14 protein-coding genes and 1 pseudogene are annotated in these 21,237 nt (G+C 67.4%); 14 read left to right on the top strand and 1 reads right to left on the bottom strand.

Annotated elements, in window-relative coordinates:
- Positions 1-158 precede the first annotated feature (158 nt).
- The 14 genes from groES to ACLH0K_RS12140 all read left to right on the top strand — a co-directional run bounded on the left by groES (position 159) and on the right by ACLH0K_RS12140 (position 20,404).
- Positions 159-452, top strand: a complete 294-nt coding sequence (groES, locus tag ACLH0K_RS12205; protein ID WP_003805290.1) for a co-chaperone GroES — start codon at positions 159-161, stop codon at positions 450-452.
- 79 nt (positions 453-531) lie between these two features.
- Positions 532-2,142 carry a chaperonin GroEL gene (gene groL, locus ACLH0K_RS12200; protein ID WP_411373860.1) on the top strand — a complete coding sequence of 537 codons (1,611 nt, stop codon included), beginning with the start codon at positions 532-534 and terminating at the stop codon, positions 2,140-2,142.
- A gap of 187 nt (positions 2,143-2,329) precedes the next feature.
- Positions 2,330-3,886, top strand: a complete 1,557-nt coding sequence (locus tag ACLH0K_RS12195; RefSeq protein ID WP_411373859.1) for an ATP-dependent DNA ligase — start codon at positions 2,330-2,332, stop codon at positions 3,884-3,886.
- Between the two features lie 231 nt (positions 3,887-4,117).
- Positions 4,118-4,624 (top strand): hypothetical protein, encoded by a 507-nt coding sequence (locus ACLH0K_RS12190; protein WP_411373858.1) that lies wholly within the window; start codon positions 4,118-4,120, stop codon positions 4,622-4,624.
- Positions 4,625-4,864: 240 nt separating this feature from the next.
- Positions 4,865-6,943, top strand: coding sequence for an acyltransferase family protein (locus tag ACLH0K_RS12185; protein WP_411373857.1), 2,079 nt, complete (start codon positions 4,865-4,867; stop codon positions 6,941-6,943).
- A 201-nt stretch (positions 6,944-7,144) separates the two neighbouring features.
- The gene (guaB, locus tag ACLH0K_RS12180; RefSeq protein WP_411373856.1) at positions 7,145-8,656 is read left to right on the top strand and encodes an IMP dehydrogenase; all 1,512 of its coding nucleotides are present in this window, start codon (positions 7,145-7,147) and stop codon (positions 8,654-8,656) included.
- 94 nt (positions 8,657-8,750) lie between these two features.
- Positions 8,751-9,101: a hypothetical protein gene (locus tag ACLH0K_RS12175; RefSeq protein ID WP_411373855.1), complete on the top strand. Its 351-nt coding sequence runs from the start codon at positions 8,751-8,753 to the stop codon at positions 9,099-9,101.
- A 274-nt stretch (positions 9,102-9,375) separates the two neighbouring features.
- The gene (locus ACLH0K_RS12170) at positions 9,376-10,512 is read left to right on the top strand and encodes a GuaB3 family IMP dehydrogenase-related protein (RefSeq protein ID WP_411373854.1); all 1,137 of its coding nucleotides are present in this window, start codon (positions 9,376-9,378) and stop codon (positions 10,510-10,512) included.
- Positions 10,513-10,622: 110 nt separating this feature from the next.
- On the top strand, positions 10,623-12,362 hold the full coding sequence (locus tag ACLH0K_RS12165) for a glycerol-3-phosphate dehydrogenase/oxidase (protein WP_411373853.1): 1,740 nt from the start codon (positions 10,623-10,625) through the stop codon (positions 12,360-12,362).
- Positions 12,363-12,401: 39 nt separating this feature from the next.
- Positions 12,402-12,890 (top strand): PTS sugar transporter subunit IIA, encoded by a 489-nt coding sequence (locus ACLH0K_RS12160; RefSeq protein ID WP_138136263.1) that lies wholly within the window; start codon positions 12,402-12,404, stop codon positions 12,888-12,890.
- 81 nt (positions 12,891-12,971) lie between these two features.
- Positions 12,972-13,850 carry an SURF1 family protein gene (locus ACLH0K_RS12155; protein ID WP_411373852.1) on the top strand — a complete coding sequence of 293 codons (879 nt, stop codon included), beginning with the start codon at positions 12,972-12,974 and terminating at the stop codon, positions 13,848-13,850.
- A complete protein-coding gene (locus ACLH0K_RS12150; protein ID WP_138136265.1) occupies positions 13,847-14,347 on the top strand; it encodes a DUF3817 domain-containing protein in 501 nt (166 codons plus the stop codon). The genes ACLH0K_RS12155 and ACLH0K_RS12150 overlap by 4 nt, the downstream gene beginning before the upstream one ends.
- Before the next feature lie 116 nt (positions 14,348-14,463).
- Positions 14,464-16,053: a glutamine-hydrolyzing GMP synthase gene (gene guaA / locus ACLH0K_RS12145; protein WP_411373851.1), complete on the top strand. Its 1,590-nt coding sequence runs from the start codon at positions 14,464-14,466 to the stop codon at positions 16,051-16,053.
- A 127-nt stretch (positions 16,054-16,180) separates the two neighbouring features.
- Entirely contained in the window at positions 16,181-20,404 is a 4,224-nt protein-coding gene (locus ACLH0K_RS12140) for an AAA family ATPase (protein ID WP_411373850.1), read from the top strand.
- An 80-nt stretch (positions 20,405-20,484) separates the two neighbouring features.
- Here the strand turns inward: ACLH0K_RS12140 and ACLH0K_RS12135 are convergent.
- Positions 20,485-21,198: pseudogene (locus ACLH0K_RS12135) on the bottom strand (RcpC/CpaB family pilus assembly protein); the annotation flags it as partial.
- Positions 21,199-21,237: the final 39 nt, after the last annotated feature.

The raw sequence follows: 21,237 nt of genomic DNA, 5'->3' as shown, positions 1-21,237 counted from the left end.
AACCCTTACATAGAGTCTTCATTAGCACTCTCCTTAGGAGGGTGCTAATACTGAAGAGCTGCCAGCCAGGCTGCTGCCGGCACCGCGACGACGGTTTGCCAGCCACGGCGGAAAGCTTGCCAAGTCCACGAATTTGCTGACGAAAAGGAGAGGTCCGAGTGTCGGTCTCTATTAAGCCTCTTGAGGATCGTATCGTTGTCCGCCCGCTCGAAGCCGAGCAGACTACGGCTTCCGGCCTGGTGATCCCGGACTCCGCGCAGGAGAAGCCCCAGGAAGGCGAAGTTGTTGCAGTAGGCCCCGGCCGGTTCGAAGACGGCAACCGCGTCCCGGTCGACGTAGCTGTCGGCGATGTCGTCATCTACTCGAAGTACGGCGGAACCGAAGTCAAGACCGGCGGCACCGAGTACCTCGTGCTCTCCGCCCGCGACGTCCTGGCGATCGTCGTTAAGTAACTTTTTCGGAATCCCCGTACCGCCGGCCATGCTTTCTGCTGCCCGGCAGTACGGGGTTCTGTCTTGAAAGGACACCACCATGGCAAAGCAGCTTGCGTTTGAAGACGCTGCCCGCCGGTCCCTTGAGGCCGGCATCGATAAGCTCGCCAACACCGTCAAGGTGACGCTCGGCCCGCGCGGCCGCAACGTCGTCCTGGACAAGAAGTGGGGCGCGCCCACCATCACGAACGACGGCGTCACCATCGCCCGCGAAGTCGAGCTGGACGACCCGTACGAGAACCTTGGCGCGCAGCTGGCCAAGGAAGTCGCCACCAAGACCAACGATGTTGCCGGTGACGGCACCACCACCGCGACCGTCCTGGCCCAGGCCCTGGTCAAGGAAGGCCTGCGCAACGTTGCAGCCGGCGCGGCTCCCGGCCAGATCAAGCGCGGCATCGAGGTTGCGGTTGAAGCCGTTGCTGCCCGCCTGCTGGAGAACGCCCGCCCGGTCGAAGGCACCCAGGTGGCCAGCGTGGCCTCCATCTCCGCGCAGAGCGACGAGGTTGGTGAACTGCTCGCCGAGGCATTCGGAAAGGTGGGCAAGGATGGTGTGATCACCATCGAGGAATCCTCCACCACCCAGACCGAACTGGTCCTCACCGAAGGCATGCAGTTCGACAAGGGCTACCTGTCCCCGTACTTCATCACCGACGCAGACCGCCAGGAAGCCGTCCTCGAGGACGCCCTCATCCTGATCAACCAGGGCAAGATCTCCTCGCTGCAGGAATTCCTGCCGCTGCTGGAGAAGGCGCTGCAGGCTTCCAAGCCGCTGTTCATCATCGCCGAGGACGTCGACGGCGAGGCCCTGTCCACGCTGATCGTCAACCGCATCCGTGGCACCCTCAACGTTGTGGCCGTCAAGGCTCCGGGCTTCGGCGACCGCCGCAAGGCCATGCTGCAGGACATCGCCACCCTCACCGGGGCGCAGGTTGTTTCTCCGGAGCTGGGCCTGAGCCTGGACACCGTTGGCCTCGAGGTGCTGGGCACGGCCCGCCGCATCACGGTCACCAAGGACAACACCACTATCGTTGACGGCGCCGGCTCCGAAGAGGACGTTGCCGCCCGCGTGGCCCAGCTCCGTGCAGAGCTGGCCCGCACCGAGTCCGACTGGGACCGTGAAAAGCTCCAGGAGCGCCTGGCCAAGCTGGCTGGCGGCATCGGTGTCATCAAGGTCGGCGCTGCCACCGAGGTTGAGCTGAAGGAAAAGAAGCACCGCATCGAGGACGCCGTTTCCTCCACCCGCGCTGCCCTCGAAGAAGGCATCGTCTCCGGTGGCGGTTCAGCCCTGATCCACGCCCTCAAGGCACTCGATGAGGACCCGGCTGTCCAGGCCCTCGAAGGCGACGCAGCCGCAGCAGTCGGCATCGTTCGCCGCGCCCTGACCCAGCCGCTGCGCTGGATCGCCCAGAACGCCGGCTTCGACGGCTACGTCATCGTGGCCAAGGTAGCCGAGCTCGAAGCGAACCACGGTTTCAACGCCAAGTCCGGCGAGTACGAGGACCTGATCGCCGCGGGCGTCATCGACCCCGTCAAGGTCACCCGTGCCGCCCTGCGCAACGCAGCCTCCATCGCTGCCCTGGTTCTCACCACTGAGACCCTGGTTGTCGAGAAGGCCGCCGAGGAAGACGAGCACGCAGGCCACAGCCACTGATCTCCCCTCCGGGAGCTCCCAGGCACACAAAAAACCGGTCCGGCACCTGCCGGGCCGGTTTTTTGTTGCCCTGCTCCCGAACGGCGAGCCGGAACGTGGCGGGGATCGTCCCGGAATCGAAGAGGCGCTATCCCTGCCCGGCCCAGAGCGGGCAGTGCCCGGAGCGGCTTGATGGCAGACTGGTGCAATGCTGCTCGACGAGCTTGTGCAAACCACGGAGGCCGTTGCATCCACCCGCTCCCGGCTTGCAAAGGTTGAGGCGCTCGCGGACGTGCTGCGCCGGCTCGAGCCTGCGGAAATCTCGACGGCGGTGGGTTTCCTGGTAGCCAGGCCGCGGCAGGGCCGGGTGGGCGTCGGCTGGCGCGGCATGGGCGCGGCTATGGGGGAGCCCGCCGCGGAACCGGGCCTGACCATCGCCGACTTTGATGCTGCCCTTGACCGGCTGGCTGCCACAGCGGGGACAGGTTCCGCTGCGGAACGGGCGGCGGCCCTCCGCGCGCTGACATCTGCCGCCACCGAACGCGAGCAGGCCTTTATTGCCGGCGTCCTGCTCGGCGAGCTCCGCACCGGCGCCCTTGAAGGCGTGGTGACCGACGCGATCGCCCGCGCCGCCGGCAGGACCGTTGCCGCCGTCCGCCGCGCTGCGATGCTGACCGGGGACCTCGGCGGCACCGCGCTGCTGGCCATGACCGGCACCGTGGAGGACCTTGACGCGGTCGGGCTCGTCGTCGGCCGCCCCGTACAGCCCATGCTCGCCGCAACCGCCTCTTCCACGGAAGCGGCGCTCGAAGCCACCGGTGAAGCCTCGGTTGAATACAAGCTCGACGGCGCCCGCATCCAGGTGCACCGTGCCGGGGACGAGGTGCGCATCTTCACCCGCACCCTGGCTGAGGTGACCCACCGGCTACCCGAGGTGGTGGACCTGGTGCGCCGACTGCCCGTACGGGACGTGATCCTGGACGGCGAAACCCTGGCACTGGACGAGGACGGCGGCCCGCGGCCGTTCCAGGAAACCATGTCCCGGTTCGGGGCCGAGGCGGCGCGTGCCACGTTGCTGCATCCCTGGTTCTTCGACGTCCTGCATCTTGACGGCCGCGACCTCCTCGGGGAACCGTTGTCCACCCGCATCGGCGTCCTCAACAGCATCGCCCCCGGGCACCGCATCCCCGGGGAGATTACCGCGGATCCCGCCGTGGCCGGGCGGATCTCCCGCGACGCGCTCGCCGCCGGCCACGAGGGCGTGGTGGTGAAGGCCGTGGGCTCGCCCTACGAGGCCGGGCGGCGCGGTTCCAACTGGATCAAGGTCAAGCCCGTCCTGACCTACGACCTGGTGGTGCTTGCCTGTGAGTGGGGCTCCGGCCGGCGCACCGGGTTGTTGTCCAACCTGCACCTGGGCGCCCTGGACCCCGCCGGTGAGTTCGGCGAACCCGGCGGCTACGTGATGGTGGGCAAGACCTTCAAGGGCCTGACGGATGCCCTGCTGCGCTGGCAGACCGAAAGGTTCCAGGAGATTGAGGTCCGCCGCTCGGCCGGGACAGTATGGGTGGAGCCGGTGACGGTAGTGGAGATCGCCCTGGACGGGGTGCAGCAGTCTTCGCGCTATCCCGGCGGCATCGCCCTGCGCTTCGCCCGGGTCAAGCGCTACCGGGACGACAAGCCGGCGGCGGAAGCGGACACCATCCAGACGCTGCGCGCCCTGCTGCGCCCCTGGAACTCCGCACAGCCCCCTATTACCGGCCCGTAGCGTAGCGCGCCGCTTTTGGCTGGGAGCATACTGGACACGCCGCCCATACCGCTGGACGAAAGTGATGTCCGGGCGGCTCGTTCACCGGCGTTCCCGGGAAAAACTGCCGGCATCTTCGAAAAGGTAAGGGCACTCGCATCCCACACTTCGCATCCCTTACCGAACAGGAAATATCGGTCTCAGAGGGGTAGAAGATTAACGATGAATCGCACCAGGACAGGATTACTGTCCATGGCCACCGCTGCCGTGCTTGCCATGGGACTTGCTCCTGCAACGGCCGTTGCCCACGGCGGCTCCGGGCACGGGGACGGTGACCGCAGCGACGACTGGCGGAACAACGACGATCAGCGCCGGCTCGTCAGGATCCTGCGCCATGTCACGGACAACTACCGCTGGCTGGAAAACGCAAAGGCGGACGGCTATAAGAAAATTACGGAATGCGTGGAAAAACCCGGAGTTGGGGCAATGGGCTTCCACTACGCAAAGCAGGATCTGATCGATGACAAAACCCAGGCCCGAAAGCCTGAGGTCCTCGTGTACATGCCCAACCGGCATGGACATTACAAGCTGGTAGCCGTTGAGTTCATATCGACGGCGGCCAAGCGCCCGTCGATTGCCGGTGTCAAGTTCGATAACGGTCCGTTCCCTGGCTCCTACGCGCTTCACGCGTGGATTTGGAGGGACAACCCGGACGGTATGTTCGCAGCCTACAATCCGGACTTGAAGTGCCCCAAGTAAGGCCCTGACATCAAACAACCGGTCGCTCCTGTACTTCCAGGAAGGAGCGACCGGCAGCTTGACCGCGGCGCGGAATGCCTGTCTTCGGTGGTCCCAGGCGTACCGTGACGCTTACAGTCCTGTCCCGGAGAGCGGCGACGGACCCTGACCGAAGGGGGCCGTGACGTACGCCACCTCGCCGGAAAAATACCGGCACTAAGTAGAATGGATGTTTTGTCTATGCGCCAGTGAGGTCTATTCGTGTCGATAGCGAGAACAGAGGCTGCAGCGGGACCGCCCTCCAAAGCCAGTGCCAAGAGCCGTAAACCGACCTTCCGGCCGGAGGTGCAGGGGCTCCGTGCGCTCGCCGTCCTGATGGTGGTGGCCTACCACGTCTGGCTGAACCGGGTCTCCGGCGGGGTGGACATTTTCCTCCTGATCTCAGCGTTCCTGCTGACGCTGTCCTTTGTCCGGAAGGCTGAATCGTGCCGCCCGTTCGGACTCCTGGCGCACTGGCTGCACCTGTTCAAGCGGCTCCTGCCGGCCGCCGTCGTCGTTATCCTCGCCGTCCTGGCAGGTACGTGGCTGATCCTTCCGCAGGGCCGCTGGCCGCAGGTGCTGGACCAGGCCTGGGCATCGCTGCTGTACAGCCAGAACTGGCTGCTTGCGGATACCGCGGTGGACTACTACGCCCAGGACCATGCCGGCGCCAGCCCGCTCCAGCACTTCTGGTCGCTGTCCATCCAGGGACAGGTGTTCATCCTGTGGCCGCTGGTCTTCGCCGGCACCGCAGCGATGCTGGCGCTGCTGCGCCGCTATGGCGCCGCGAAGGGGCTGAAGTACCGGGGCCTGCTGGCCCTGGTCTTCGGCGCGGTGTTCGCAGTCTCGCTCGCATACTCGGTGCAGCAGACCGCAACCAACCAGGCGTACGCCTACTTCGACACCCGCACCCGGCTTTGGGAGTTCGCGCTCGGCTCGCTGCTCGCACTGGCCCTGCCGTACCTCAAGCCCGGCCGGGCCCTCCGCCTCGTGCTGGGATGGGCGGGCCTCGCCGGCATGGTGTCCTGCGGCCTGCTGTTGACCGTGGACCGGTCCTTCCCGGGTTTCGTCGCCCTCTGGCCCACCTTGGCGGCTGCCGCGATCATCGTGGCGGGACGGACCGGCAGCCGGTTCGGCGTGGACCGGCTTTTGGCCAGCAGGCCGGCCGTGGCCCTGGGCGACAACTCCTATGCGTTGTACCTCTGGCACTGGCCGGTGCTGGTGCTGGCGCTCGCTGCCACCGGCGTGGAGGCACCAAACCTGATGCAGGGCCTGGCCATCGTTGCCGCCTCAACCGTGCTCGCCGTCCTCACCACCCGGTTCGTTGAGAAGCCGCTGCGGGACTGGCACTGGCCCAAAATGCGGGCCTGGCGCACCGCCGTCGTTATTGTCGCCTGCGGGGCCGTCCTGGCCGGGCCGGTGGCGGTCTGGAAGACCACTCTCACCGCCGAAGAAGCCGCGACGGCGGCGCAGCCGCGGGAACTGACGCCAGGAGCCGCCGCGCTCAGCCCGGAAAACGCCGGACAGCCCGCGCCCCAGGCGAAGATCATCCCGGGACCATCCGCGCTGGACAACGACTGGGCCGGCATCCACGCCCCCTGCACCGGCGCCAACGCCACGGCAGACCCCATCCTGGAAGGCTGCCGCCAGGCCGTCCCGGCCGAGGGTGCCACCAAACGGATCGTGGTGCTGGGCGACTCGCACTCGCAGCAGTACCTCGGTGCCCTGGCGCCCATCGCGGAGGCCCGGGGCTGGGAACTGGTCACGCTGCTGATGCCGGCCTGCAGGTTCGGGGCCGAATCGGATACCAGGAACGCCGAATGCAACGCCTACAACAGGGCCAGCGCAGCCTACGTGCTGGAGCACCGCCCGGACGCCGTCTTCACGGTTGCTTCGCTGACGCACGAGGAGGCTCCCTTCGAAACCGAAGTCCCCGGCTACCTGGACGGGATACGGCCGTTTACCGAGTCCGGCATTGAGGTGGTGGGCATCCGGGACAACCCGCGGTTCACGTACAACATGCCCGAGTGCGTCCAGCGGTACGGTGCCGACGCTCCGGAGTGCAACCCGTCCCTGGCCGAATCGCTCGTAGAGCCGTCGCCGCAGGAGAACTACCGGGGCCGGCTTGAGAACCTGCACCTGATGGACATGAGCGACTTCATCTGCGCGCGGGGCGTCTGTCCGGCCGTGGTGGGCAACGTCTACGTGTACAAGGACGACAACCATCTCACCAGGACCTATGTGGAGACAATGCTCCCCATGTTCGAGCAGCGGCTGCTGGCGGCAACCGGCTGGAGCTAGGTGATGAGGTGCGGTTGCTCACATTGCAGCCGCGGAATAGGGGGATCGGCGCGGAGGTTCTAATATTTACTCAACACTTTCTGCTCCGGAACGCCGCGTGGTGCGGCGCTCCCGCCACCTGCACAGGCCAGACCCGTAATGACGGGCTGGTCATCGGCTGCAACCCCTGCCCGTTCAGCAACCTAGGTAAGAGGCGCACTCATGACCCAGCCCGAACACGACCCCTTCGGCTTCATCGGCCTGACCTACGATGACGTCCTCCTCCTGCCGGGACACACCGACGTCATCCCGTCCGACGCCGATACCTCCTCGCGGATCTCCAAGCGCATCACGGTGCAGACGCCGCTGCTCTCAGCGGCCATGGACACCGTCACCGAATCCCGGATGGCCATCGCGATGGCCCGCCAGGGAGGCCTGGGCGTAGTGCACCGCAACCTGTCCATCGCGGACCAGGCGGACCAGGTGGACCGCGTCAAGCGCAGCGAGTCGGGCATGATCACCAACCCGCTCACCATCCGCCCCGAGGCAACCCTGCAGGAACTGGACAACCTCTGCGCCCAGTACCGCGTCTCCGGCCTGCCCGTGGTGGACGAGGACAACCGGCTGCTCGGCATCGTCACCAACCGCGACACCCGCTTCGTCCCGGAGTCCGACTACCCGCTGCGGCTGGTCAGCGACGTCATGACAAAGATGCCGCTGGTCACCGGCCACGTGGGCATCAGCCGCGAGGAAGCCTCGCACAAGCTGGCCACCAACAAGATCGAAAAGCTGCCGCTTGTCGATGAGCAGGGCCGGCTGAAGGGCCTGATTACCACCAAGGACTTCACCAAGGCCGAGCAGTACCCGCTCGCCACCAAGGACGACGAAGGCCGCCTGCGCGTGGGCGCCGCCATCGGCTTCTTCGGGGACGGCTGGGAGCGCGCCATGGCACTCGTGGACGCCGGCGTCGACGCCCTGTTCGTGGACACCGCCAACGGCCATTCGCAGGGCGTGCTGGACATGATCCGCCGCCTCAAGTCCGATCCGGTGGCCGCGCACGTGGACGTCATCGGCGGCCAGGCAGCAACGCGGGAAGGCGCGCAGGCCTTGATCGATGCCGGCGCCGACGGCATCAAGGTGGGCGTCGGACCCGGCTCCATCTGCACCACCCGCGTGGTGGCCGGCGTCGGCGTGCCGCAGATCACCGCCATCTACGAATCCGCCAAGGCCGCCATCCCGGCCGGCGTGCCGCTGATCGCCGACGGCGGGCTGCAGTACTCCGGCGACATCGGCAAGGCGCTGGTGGCGGGCGCCGACACCGTGATGCTCGGTTCCCTGCTGGCAGGCTGCGATGAGTCCCCGGGCGAATTGATCTTCGTCAACGGCAAGCAGTTCAAGTCCTACCGCGGCATGGGGTCGCTGGGTGCCATGCAGTCGCGCGGCAAGAACACGTCCTACTCCAAGGACCGCTACTTCCAGGCGGACGTCTCGGGCGACGACAAGCTGATTCCCGAAGGCATCGAAGGCCGCGTGGCGTACCGGGGTCCGCTGGCCTCCGTGGCCTACCAGCTGGTGGGCGGCCTGCGCCAGACGATGTTCTACACGGGCGCACCCACCATCCCCGAGCTCAAGGCGAAGGGCAAGTTCGTCCGGATCACCCCGGCCGGGCTGAAGGAATCGCACCCCCACGACATCCAGATGACAGTCGAGGCGCCGAACTACGGTTCCCGCTAAGGCCAAAAAGCCGGGATGGGCACCTGTGCCCATCCCGGCTTTTTCTTGTCTCGCGTACATCGGGGGTACCACTGCAGATCTTTGGGGATGCCGGTTGGGCAATGTGTACGGGGCAGACGTGGTCCAGCTGCGGCAACTTGCGGCAAGCCTGCGCTCAGCCGGACGCCGGCTTGAAGGCCAGCAGCAGTCCCTGACCGGGCAGGTAACCACCGTCCGCTGGCCGGGGCCCGATGCCGAGAGGTTCCGCCAGGCGTGGCAGGCCAGCGACAGCAGTTCCCTGTTGGCCGCGGCCCTGTTCCTGAATACTGCCGCGGAAGCTGTCCTTCGCCACGCGCAGGAGCAGGAGGCGGCCAGTTCGGCAGGAGCGGGAACCGGCAATTCCAGGACCACGCTCATGCCCTCGCCAGGCACCGGATCTTCACCCGGCTCTTCGCGGACCGCATAGGGCCCTTCGTCGAAGCGGCTCCACGGCCAGGAAACCCTGCTGCCGTGGGCCTTGGGGAAGCCGAACACAGTTAGGCTTCCTGCACTGTGGTGCGGACCCGGGCGAGGCTGGGGCCGGGCGGGACACTGCTGAATCCGAACGTGACGGGAGGACGGACGGGGAGCCAGCGCCCCGGAGTCGAGGACGGTCCTGCCTCTGCCCGTCGAAGATCCAGCGCCCGCCCACGGCCCCACTCCAGCCAAGGACCGGACTCCTGCTGGGATAACCTAGTGCAGTGACTTATGAGATCGAGATCGGCCGTGGCAAGCGTGGGCGTCGTGCCTACTCCCTGGATGACGTTGCAATTGTCCCTAACCGTCGTACCCGCGACCCCAAGGACGTCTCCGTCTCGTGGCAGATCGACGCCTACCAGTTCAGCATGCCGGTCATCGGCGCACCAATGGACTCGGCGATGTCCCCGGCAACAGCCATTGCGCTGGGCAAGCTCGGCGGCCTCGGCGTCCTGGACCTCGAGGGCCTGTGGACCCGGTACGAGGACCCGCAGCCCATCCTGGACGAGATCGGCGCACTGAAGGACGAGACCAACAGCCCCGCGGTGACCCGCCGGATGCAGGAGCTCTACCAGGCGCCGATCCAGCCGGAGCTGATCACCTCCCGCCTCGCCGAGATGCGCGAGGCCGGCGTGACCGTAGCCGGTTCCCTTACCCCGCAGCGCACCCAGGAACACTACAAGACCGTGGTGGCGGCCGGCGTCGACATCTTCGTCATCCGCGGCACCACGGTTTCCGCAGAGCACGTGTCCAAGGACCACGAGCCGCTGAACCTCAAGCAGTTCATCTACGAACTCGACGTCCCCGTCATCGTCGGCGGAGCGGCCGGTTACACCCCGGCCCTGCACCTCATGCGCACCGGCGCGGCCGGCGTACTGGTGGGATTCGGCGGCGGTGCCACCACCACCACACGCCGTGCCCTGGGCATCCACTCGCCCATGGCGTCCGCCATCTCGGACGTCGCAGCCGCCCGCCGCGACTACATGGATGAGTCCGGCGGCCGCTACGTGCACGTGATCGCCGACGGCGGCATGGGCGTCTCCGGCGACATCGTCAAGGCCATTGCCATGGGCGCCGACGCCGTGATGCTCGGCAGCGCCCTGGCGCGCGCCGAAGAGGCGCCGGGCAAGGGCTGGCACTGGGGGCAGGAAGCCCACCACCTGGAGCTTCCCCGCGGCGACCGCGTCAACGTCGGAACCGTCGGCCCGCTCGAGGAGGTCCTCTTCGGACCGGGCCACCACACCAACGGCACGTCCAACCTCATCGGCGCGCTCCGCCGCTCCATGGCGACCACCGGCTATTCGGACCTGAAGGAATTCCAGCGCGTCGACGTCGTGGTCTCCCCCTACGCCGGGAACTGAGGGCCGCGACGCTGGCCGGGGCCCGCTTCCGCCCCGGCCAGCCTGCCCAAGCGCTCCGTCACCCAGTAGTGTGGGGTTAAGACCGGCACTAGAGGCAGCGGAGGCGTTCAATGAAGACCAATCCTGCAAACACCGGGGCCCTCGGCCCGGCAGCCAGGGAAGCATCCATCCAGCGGCTGCGGGCCACCTCCCAGCCCGGCCAGGAACTGGACATCCTGATTGTCGGCGGCGGAATCGTTGGTACCGGCGCCGCCCTGGACGCCGTCACGCGCGGACTGAGCGTCGGCATCGTGGAGGCCAGCGACTGGGCGGCCGGTACCTCTTCCCGGTCCTCCAAGCTCATCCACGGCGGCCTGCGCTACCTTGAGATGCTCGACTTCGCCCTGGTCAAGGAAGCCCTGCAGGAACGCGGGCTGCTGCTGTCCGAACTGGCACCCCACCTGGCCCGCCCCGTGCCCTTCCTCTACCCGCTCACCAGACCCTTCATCGAGCGGCCCTACGTCGGCGCCGGCATTGCGCTCTACGACGCCATGTCCATCTCCAGCGGCCACAGCCGGGGAGTGCCCTTCCACAAGCACCTGACAAAGCGGGGTACCCTCCGGGCCGCGCCAAGCCTGAAGAACGATGCCTTCGTGGGGTCCATCCGCTACTACGACGGCCAGGTGGATGACGCCAAGTACGTCGCCAACCTCATCCGCACCGCTGCCTATTACGGGGCGCACGCCGTCAACCAGATGGCGGTGGTGGATTTCCTCCGCGAGGGCGAACGCGTGGTGGGGGCCAAGGTGGTCAACCGCGAGGACGGCACCGAATTCAAGATCCGGGCCAAGCAGGTGATCAATGCCACCGGGGTGTGGACGGACGAAACCCAGGCGATGGTCACCGAGCGGGGCCAGCTGAAGGTTCGGGCCTCCAAGGGCATCCACCTGGTGGTTCCCAGGGACCGCTTCCAGTCCACCGTGGGACTCATCCTCCGCACCGAAAAGTCCGTGCTGTTCGTCATTCCCTGGGGCAGGCACTGGATCATCGGCACCACGGACACCGACTGGCACCTGGACAAAGCGCATCCCGCGGCCTCCAGCAAGGACATTGACTACATCCTCGAGCACGTCAACCGGGTCCTCAAGCGGCCCCTCACCCGCGAGGACGTCGAAGGCGTCTATGCCGGGCTGCGTCCCCTGCTGGCCGGCGAAAACGACTCCACGGCCAAGCTGTCCCGGGAGCATGTGGTGGCGCACCCCGTCCCGGGACTCGTCGTCGTCGCCGGCGGCAAATGGACCACGTACCGGGTGATGGCCAAGGACGCTGTGGACGAAGCCACCCGCACCATGGACGAGCGCGTCCCGCCCAGCTGCACCGAAACCATCCCCCTGCTCGGAGCCAGCGGGTTTCGGGCGGCTTGGAACCGGCGGAACCGCACCGCGGAAGAATCCGGAGTACACGTGGCCCGGATCGAACACCTGCTCAACAGGTACGGATCCCTCACGTCCGAGGTGCTCGCCATCATCGAGGAGAATCCGGCACTCGCCGAGCCGATACCGGGCGCGGACGACTACCTCCAGGCCGAGGCCGTCTATGCTGCCACGCATGAAGGGGCCCGGCACGTCCACGACGTCCTGACCCGGCGGACCAGGATTTCCATCGAAGCCTGGGACCGTGGTGTGTCCGCAGTGCCCGTTGTCGCTAAACTGATGGGTGACGTCCTTGGCTGGAGCGACGCGCAGCGTGAAAACGAGGTGCGGCACTACATTGCCCGCGTGGAGGCGGAACGCCTCAGCCAGCAACAGCCGGACGATGAATCCGCAGACGCCGCCCGCCTGGGCGTGGAAGACATCGTGCCCTTGCGCTGAGGGAAAGATGGTCCGTAGCGCTGACTGAAGGGATACGCCGTGGCGGAACCGCTTGACCCGTATGATGCCGACCTCACCACCCCCGAGATGGTGATCCTGGAACTGGAGGCAACAGACAAGGCCGATGCCGCCACCCAGCTGGCGGAACGCCTGTATGCCGCCGGCCGCGTTTCAGACCTTGAGGGTTTTCTGAAGCACGTCAACGCCCGGGAACACCAGTTGGCCACCGGGCTTCCCGGCGGAATCGGACTGCCGCATGCGCGCAGCGAGTTTGTGTCCCGCACCTCCATTGCCGTGGGCATCGCCAAGTACGGCCACGCCCTCGACTTCGGCGCCGCCGACGGCCCGGCAACCGTGGTCCTGCTGATCGCCACGCCGGCCAGTTCGTTCTCCGACCATCTCGAAGTCCTGGCCACCCTGGCCCGCTCGCTGTCCAAGGAGTCGTTCCGCGAATCGCTGCGCCGCGCCTACGACGCCGAGGTGATCTCCGAACTGATTAACTCCAGCCTGGTGTTCTTCGATCACTGAGCCGGTTTCTGGGCTTGCCGGACACGTGCCCGGCCGGCCGGCGTTTAGTTGTTCTACAAAGGTACGAAGTACGGTTAAGACGTGTGGAAAACAGCCCTAAAGCCCCGATGGATCGCAGGCTTCATCTTTGCGATCGCCGTTTCCGGGGTCTTCGTGCTGCTCAGCCAGTGGCAGTTCGGGCGGTCCACACAGCCTGAGCAGCCGGTCAACCCCGCCACCGAGCAGATCCAGCCGCTCACAGAGACCCTCCTGCCGGGCGAGTTCTTCCACGGTACCGACGCCGACCAGATGGTCCGGGCCACCGGAACCTACGACGCCGGCAAGCAGGTCCTGGTCCCGGGCCGGCTTCACAACGGGAAAACGGGCTACTGGGTCGTCACGGCGTTCGCCGTCGACGGCGCGCCCACCCTGGCCGGGGCAGCCGCCTCACCACAAACCTGGATCCCCGTTGCGCGCGGGTGGGTGGCCGAACCCGGAGACGCGGCAGCGCCGCCGTCGGGCACTATCGAACTGACCGGCCGGCTGCTGCCGTCCGAGGCGCCGCTGCCCAACACGGCTGCGAAGCCCGGGGAAGCCACCGCAGTCTCCGTGGCCGAGCTCATCAACTACTGGGAAGTCAGCAGCTACCCGGGCTTTGTGGCCGCCACCGCCGAACTGGCCGGGGGAGTGGACGTCAGCCCCGCCGCGGTTCCCGGTGAACTGCTTCCGCTCAAAATCGGCCCGCAGCCGCCCGCCCAGCAGATCAACTGGCTCAACCTCTTCTACTCCCTGGAGTGGGTGGTCTTCGCAGGCTTTGCCCTCTTCATCTGGTGGCGGCTGGTCAAGGACGACTACCACCGCGACCTCGAGGACAGCCTGGACGAGGAGGACGCTCCGGCTCCCGCCGGCCGGGAACAGAAACCCCGGCACCCTGAACAGACCCAGCATCCTGAACAGACCCAGCAAAAGGTACAGCCATGATTGATCCGAAACCTGCCACCCCCGCCGCAGCCGGCAAGACGTCCGGCAAGAAGCGGCGCTTCGGCGGCACCGAGGCGCAGATCCGGTCGGCCCTGAAGTTCTACAAGGTGCTGGCGTACCTCACAGGTGCCATGCTGCTGCTGCTGTGCGCCGAACTGGTGGCGCGGTACGGCTTCGGGCAGTACCTGTTCGCCGGCGGCACCGACGCGCTTACCGGCCAGCCCTTCGGCTTCGGCTTCGCCGGCGCCGAACCGCCGGGCGTTTTGAACGGCGTCAACTTGTCCGTCACGGTCCTGATCGTGCACGGGTGGATGTACGTGGTGTACCTGATGTCCAACTTCCGCCTGTGGGCGCTGATGCGCTGGCCCTTCCTCAAGCTGATCCTCCTGGCCCTGGGCGGCGTGGTCCCGTTCCTGTCCTTCATCGTGGAGAAAAAGGTCCACGCCGAGGTTGAGGCCGAACTCGCAGCCAACCCGCAGGCACCGCAGCGGTACTGAACCGGCAGGGCCGGTTCCCGGGCACCGCGACCGGCCGCCCGCCATCGAACGTCTGCTGCGTCACAGCGCAGCTTCTCAAGGTGCGCCGGTACATCGGCGCCCAGTAGGCTATTACGGTGACTACTCCCACTGCATCCCAAACTTCCCAGAAGCCGGTGCTGGTAGTTGACTATGGTGCCCAGTACGCGCAGCTGATTGCACGCCGCGTCCGGGAAGCAAATGTGTATTCGGAAGTGGTTCCGCATACCTACTCCACCGAGCAGCTCCTCGCCAAGAACCCCGCCGCCATCATCCTGTCCGGCGGACCCTCCAGCGTCTACGCCGACGGCGCCCCGAGCGTCGGTGCCGACCTGTTCGAGGCCGGGGTTCCCGTCTTCGGCATCTGCTACGGCTTTCAGGCCATGGCCAACGCGCTGGGCGGCAAGGTGGACAAGACCGGGCTGCGGGAGTACGGCTCCACGGAGACCACCATCCTGGGTGAAGGGCGTTCCGTCCTGGAAGGCATGCCCCAGCACCAGAAAACCTGGATGAGCCACGGCGACTCCGTCCACGAGGCGCCCGAGGGTTTCGAAGTCCTGGCCACGACGGCGGGCGCCGAGGTGGCTGCTTTCGCCAATGAGGACAAGGGACTCTTCGGCGTGCAGTGGCACCCCGAGGTCAAGCACTCGACCTACGGCCAGCAGGTGCTGGAGAACTTCCTTTTCAAGGGCGCGAAGATCGAGCCCAACTGGACCACCGGCAACATCGTCGAGGAGCAGGTGGAGCGCATCCGCCGGCAGGTGGGCGATGCCCGGGTTATCTGCGGCCTTTCCGGCGGCGTCGACTCCGCTGTGGCGGCCGCCCTGGTCCAGCGTGCCGTGGGCGACCAGCTCACGTGTGTGTTCGTGGATCACGGCCTGCTGCGCGAGGGTGAAGCCGAACAGGTGGAACGCGACTTCGTCGCCGCCACCGGCGTGAACCTCTACGTTGCAAACGAGCAGGAACGCTTCCTGTCCGCACTGGCCGGCGTCAGTGATCCGGAGACCAAGCGCAAGATCATCGGCCGCGAGTTCATCCGGGCCTTCGAAGAGGCCGAACGCGCCATCATCGCCGAGGCCGCAGCCCATGGCGAGAAGATCAAGTTCCTGGTCCAGGGCACGCTGTACCCGGACGTCGTCGAGTCCGGCGGCGGCGAGGGCGCCGCGAACATCAAGAGCCACCACAACGTGGGCGGCCTGCCCGAGGACCTGCAGTTCGAACTGGTCGAGCCGCTGCGGGCGCTCTTCAAGGATGAGGTCCGTGCTGTCGGCGCCCAGCTGGGACTGCCTCAGGAGATCGTGGGGCGCCAGCCGTTCCCCGGCCCCGGCCTGGGCATCCGGATCGTTGGCGAGGTCACCAGGGAGCGGCTTGACCTGCTGCGCAAGGCGGATGCCATCGCCCGCGCCGAACTGACCGCTGCCGGCCTGGACAATGAGGTGTGGCAGATGCCCGTGGTCCTGCTGGCCGACGTGCGCAGCGTGGGCGTCATGGGCGACGGCCGTACCTACGGCCACCCCATCGTGCTCCGACCGGTCTCCTCCGAGGACGCCATGACGGCCGACTGGTCGCGCTTGCCGTACGAGCTCCTGGCGAGGATCTCCAGCCGGATCACCAACGAGGTGGAGGGCGTCAACCGCGTGGTGCTTGATGTCACCAGCAAGCCGCCGGGAACCATCGAGTGGGAATAGCAGATTGAATGGCCGGCCTCCGCCGCGGAGGCCGGCCATTCCTGTTCCCTGAGCAAATTCCGCTAATTTGGGTGCTCCAGTGTTGCGGTCTCTTGAGTCCGGCGGGGAAGCGGCTACGCTCGAACCTATGCCGGTATGGTCCAGGGCGTCACGTGAAAGCGCAGAAAAGAAGGCAGTAGTGTCAGTTGGTCAAGGCCACCCGGAAGGCTCGGAAGAGCTTCGCAAATGGCTGTCCGGGCTTAAACCCGTCACCGGGGCGGACACAATGCTGCGCTTCACCAAGACCCCCGAAGGGTCCATCGACCTGACGCACGCCCATCCGTCAGGCCTGGCCCAGCTCATGGCCGGCCGCAAAACCCGCCTCTCCACGCTGATCCGTGACCGTCAGCAGTACATCGTGGCGGCGCGGGCCTCGCGCAACATCCGGTCCAAGATCTTTGAGCTCGCCAATGACCGCGGCATCGATGCGGGCTACCTGTCGGCCGGCACCGTGGTGTGGACGTCCGCCGTCGGGGGCAAACCCCAGCGTGTGTCGGCGCCCGTGATGCTCTCCGCCATCTCCCTCACCGTCCGCCCCGGCGAGGACGACTACGAACTGCAGCTCACCGAGCAGGCCCAGATCAATCCGGCGCTGGTGCGGCACCTGAAGAACATCCACGGCATTGTGTTCGACGTCAACGCCGTCACCCGGCTCGCCTACAGCACCGCCCGCTTCGATCCGCAGCCTGTGCTGGACCGCCTTGGCACGCTCATCCGTCCCATCCACGGCGCGGAGACCCAGCACAACCTGCTCGTTTCCACGTTCGCCGACCTCTCCGGCAATCTGGACGATCCCTGGATCAACGACTCCCACCCCATCGTGGCCAACCTGGCCACGGCGGCCGGGGGCGAAATGGTGGACGTGGAGGAACCGAACCCGTCCCGTTTCCCGCCCCTGGACAGCCGGCATCCCAGGGACGAACTGCTCCTGCTCGACGCAGACACGGACCAGCAGTACGTCATCGACGCCGCCCGCGCCGGGGACTCCCTGGTGGTCAGCAGCCCGCCGGGCACCGGCCAGACGCAGACTGCCATCAACACTATCGGTGCCCTGGTGGACGCCGGCAAGACCGTCCTGGTGGTGGGGGACCGCCGCGCCAGCCTCAACGAGGTGTCCGGACAGCTGGAGTCGCTGGGCCTCGAATCCATCCTGTTCCAGCTGTCCGGGAACGTGACCGCGCAGCAGCTGAAGGGCCAGCTGGTCCGCGCCATCGTCCGGAACGAAAAGTCGCTGGAACCGCAGCTGGAAAACCTCCACAATACGTTGACGGGGCACCGGCACGCGCTGATGGACCACGTGGCGTCGCTGCACAACGTGCGCCAGCGCTGGGGCTGCTCGCCGTACCAGGCCATGCAGTCGCTGGCCGAGCTCACGTCGATCGATCCCGCCCCGGCCACCACCGTGCGGCTCAAGCGGAGCGTGCTGGACAGCATCCGCGATCGTGACGAGCTGGCCGGAAGGCTCCGCCGGGCGGCTGAGCTGGGCAGCTTCAGCAAGGCGGCCACCACCAGTCCCTGGCACGGCGCACGGCTCCTCACCCGCAAGGAAACCGAGGAAGCGCAGGACCTGGTCCGCTCCGTTGAGAAGGGCCTGCCGGTGCTGCGCGACCGGATGAAGGCCGTGGCCGAGCACGCGGAGATCCGGCTGGGCGGATCCTTCGCCGAGTGGGGCGAGCAGCTTGAACTCCTGGTCGCTGTCCGCGGCAGCCTCGACAAATTCACGCCGGACATCTTCGACCGCCCCGTAACGGACCTCATCTCCGCCACCGCCCCCTCGGCCTGGCGGCGGGAGCGGGGCATCGAGATGACCGCCATGCAGCGGTCCCGGCTGCGCAGGGTGGCCAAGGAATACGTGCGCCCGGGCGTGCACATCGCCGACCTGCACAGCTCGCTGGTCCTGGTACAGGAACAGCGCGCCCTCTGGGCCGGGTACGCCACCACCCAGCGGCATCCGGCGGTCCCCTCCGGGCTCGCCGAGATGAACGCGATGCACCGGGAGCTGGAACGCGAGCTGGCCCGGCTAGGCGAGGCCCTGAAGCATACGGAAGCGGGCGGCTCGCTTGCCACGGTGCGCTATGAAGAGCTCATGGAACGCCTCGAGCGGCTGGCGGCGGACGCGGACACGCTCAAGACCCTGCCCGAGCGCACCCTCCTGGTGGAGAACATGCGGGAGCACGGGCTCGGGGAGCTCCTGGCCGACCTGGCAGAACGCGAGGTACCGGCGGGATCCGTGGCCGCGGAGCTGGAACTGGCCTGGTGGCAGTCGGCGCTGGAAGCGATGATCAGCGGTGATGACTATCTGGCAATGTCCGACGGCGACGCCCTCCGCCAGCTGGAAGCGGAGTACCGGCTGGCCGACAACGCGCACATTGCGAGCGGGGCGGCACGGCTCCGCTGGGACCTGGCTGAGCGCTGGCGGACCGCCATCGAGGAGCAGCCCCGCCAGGCCGACCTCCTCCGCAGCCTCCTCAAGGATGGCCGGGTGTCGCTGCCGGCACTGACGGCACAGGCACCGGACCTGCTGGGCACCCTGGTCCCGGTCTGGTCCGTAAGCCCCTACCTGATGACCGGGCTGCTGCCCGCCGGACAGCACTTCGACGCCGTGGTCATCCTCGACGCCGAGGCAACTTCGTTGCAGGCCGTGCTTCCCTCGATTGCCCGGGCCCGCCAGGTCATTGCGTTCGGTGACGCACGTATTGCCAGCCCCCGGACCTTCACCGTCGGGGTGGAGCGCCTGGCGCCAGGTGAATCGGCGCACCAGAGGGTGGAGAGCGCCTTCACCGCGCTGTCCGCCGTGCTGCCGGTATGGCGGCTGAACTTCGTCTATCGGGCGGTGGACGAGGACCTGGTCCTGCAGCTGAGCAAGAACTTTTACGACGGCGGCCTCCGCCGGTTGCCGGAAGGCCAGTCAGCCACGGGGCTGGACAGATCCCTGCTGGTGGAGTACCTCCCCGACGGAACCGGTCTGCCCAGCGCCGACCACGAGGGCGTGGAGTCCGTGGTGGCCGAGGTCAACAGGGTGGTGGAGCTCGTGTTCGAGCACGCCCGCCTCCGGCCACGGACCTCGCTGGCGGTGGTGACAGCAAGCCTCCGCCATGCAGCCCGCATCGGCGAGTCCATCCGGCTGCAGCTGCCCAACCACCCCGGCCTGGCCAGCTTCTTCGGAGCCGGCCCGGAGTCCTTCCGGGTGGTGGACCTCGAACGCGCCCAGGGCCTGGTGCGCGACCACGTCATCTTCTCGCCCGGCTTCGGCCGTACCCCGCATGGCCGGGCCCTGCACAACTTCGGCCCGCTGTCCGCCGAGGGCGGCCGGGAAAAGTTTGCCCTGGCCATGACGCGCGCCCGCCGCTCGATGCACGTCCTGACCTGCTTCCGGCCGGAAGACCTGGACCACACCCGGCTGACACACGGTGCCGTGGACTTGTACGCACTCCTGGACCGCGAAATCGCGGGCAATACCGACCTCGGCACCCCGGCGTCCCGTGCGGCCGCCAGCGAACAGGCGCTGGGCGCGGACCCGCTGGTCGCAGACCTGGGGGACCGACTGCGCGCAAGGGGGGCCAGGGTCTGGCACCAGTATGACGGCGCCATCGACATGGTGGCCGCCGCTGATCCCCTCAGCACCATGGGGCAGGATGAGACCGACCTCCCGTGGCCCGTCGCCATCGAGTCCGACGGTACCGAACGGTACCGCACCATGAGCGTCCGGGAGCGGAGCAGGCTGCGGCCGCAGCTGCTGGAGCGGCTGGGCTGGCGCTACATGCCGCTGTGGACCATCGAAGTGTTCACCGACCCGTCGTCCTGCGCGGACCGGATCGCCAAGTACCTGGGCCTGGAAAAGGTTGTACTCCCGGGCCGGCCGGCTACGTCCCCCGGCTTCCTTGACGATGACGTTGACCAGGCGCTGAATGATATGGACGCCGTTGCCGAGCCCGCCCAGGTTTCCAACGTCACAAACTTCCCCGGTCCGGCCGGCAGCAGGCGCGCCGGCCACGGCACGGAAGGGCGCGCCGGAAACCAGGGTGTTGATCCGGCGCGGGCCGCGAAGGACAGCAAGGAGGCGGGCCAGATGGCTAGCGAGGAAACGAATAACGCCGTTGATCGGGCAGCGTCCCCGGAAACCACGGAAGAGGCGGATACCCGGAACGGGACTGAACCAGACGCGGCTCCCGCCACCCGTGCATCGCAGCGGGCCGCTGCCGGCGGGGTCCTGCCCAAGACGGCGTCAGAGGACGACCCCCGGGCATGGGGTGACCGGGACGACGACCACGACGCCTGGCTGAAGGAACAGCGGCCCCCGCACTGGGGCTGACAGATTCCTGCGCGCGCAGGATCAGCAGCGGCCGCTGTTGCGGGGCTAGGGTGCGGGGAGGGCGGACCCACCAGGACGAAGAACAACTTTCCCTGGGTGGAAGCCCCGGCAAGCCGTGCCGCCTGCTCTGCCGTGGCGGCCACAACCATCAGGCCGTCCGTCTCCTGGGTTCCAAGCCACTGCCCGCCCTGGCCGCCCTTGGCGGACGTCCACAGGACCGGCACGCCGGATGCCAGGACTTCGGACGGCTCCTGCTGGTCGAAGCCGTTGGCGGAGGTGAGCACCACATTCACGAGTTGCCCGGGAGAAACCAGCTGGACCGCGGACGCATCGGCCATCCGCAGGGGAACGGCCGCCGAACCGGGCACGCTGCCGGTGAGCAAACCGGGACCCAGAAGCTGGGCGTCTGCCAGTAACTGGCCTTTCCGCAGCGGAGCCGCCAGCTGCCTGCCGGCGGCCTCCGTGGCATCCTGCAGGACACCCTCGACAAGCATCCCGGGAGGAACCTGAATTGGGGCCACGTCCGAGGCTGCCAGGGCCGATCCCGCCGGCAGGTCCCGCGCTGCGGCCAGGACGGTGACCGTGTGGACGGGTGCGGGGGTGAGCTGGTGGACGCTCAGTGCGGCGGCCGCACACAGAAGCAGCGCCGCTGCGAGCCGGCGGTTTCGGCTTAGCCAGGCTCCCAATCTCGCCGCAGGACGGCGGCTTTGCGGACGGCGGACGGAGGCAGGCGGCCGCCTGTGCCGGAGGAATCCGGGACTACCTTGACGGGCGCGGAGCGGATGTACAGGCATGCTCCCACGCTAGGTGCGCTGGATATGGAAACGACAGCG

This window comes from Arthrobacter sp. MPF02 (assembly GCF_046605375.1).
Classification (GTDB): Bacteria; Actinomycetota; Actinomycetes; order Actinomycetales; family Micrococcaceae; genus Arthrobacter.
Note: the sequence above shows the minus strand (reverse complement) of the source record. Positions and strands in the feature narration are given on the sequence as shown.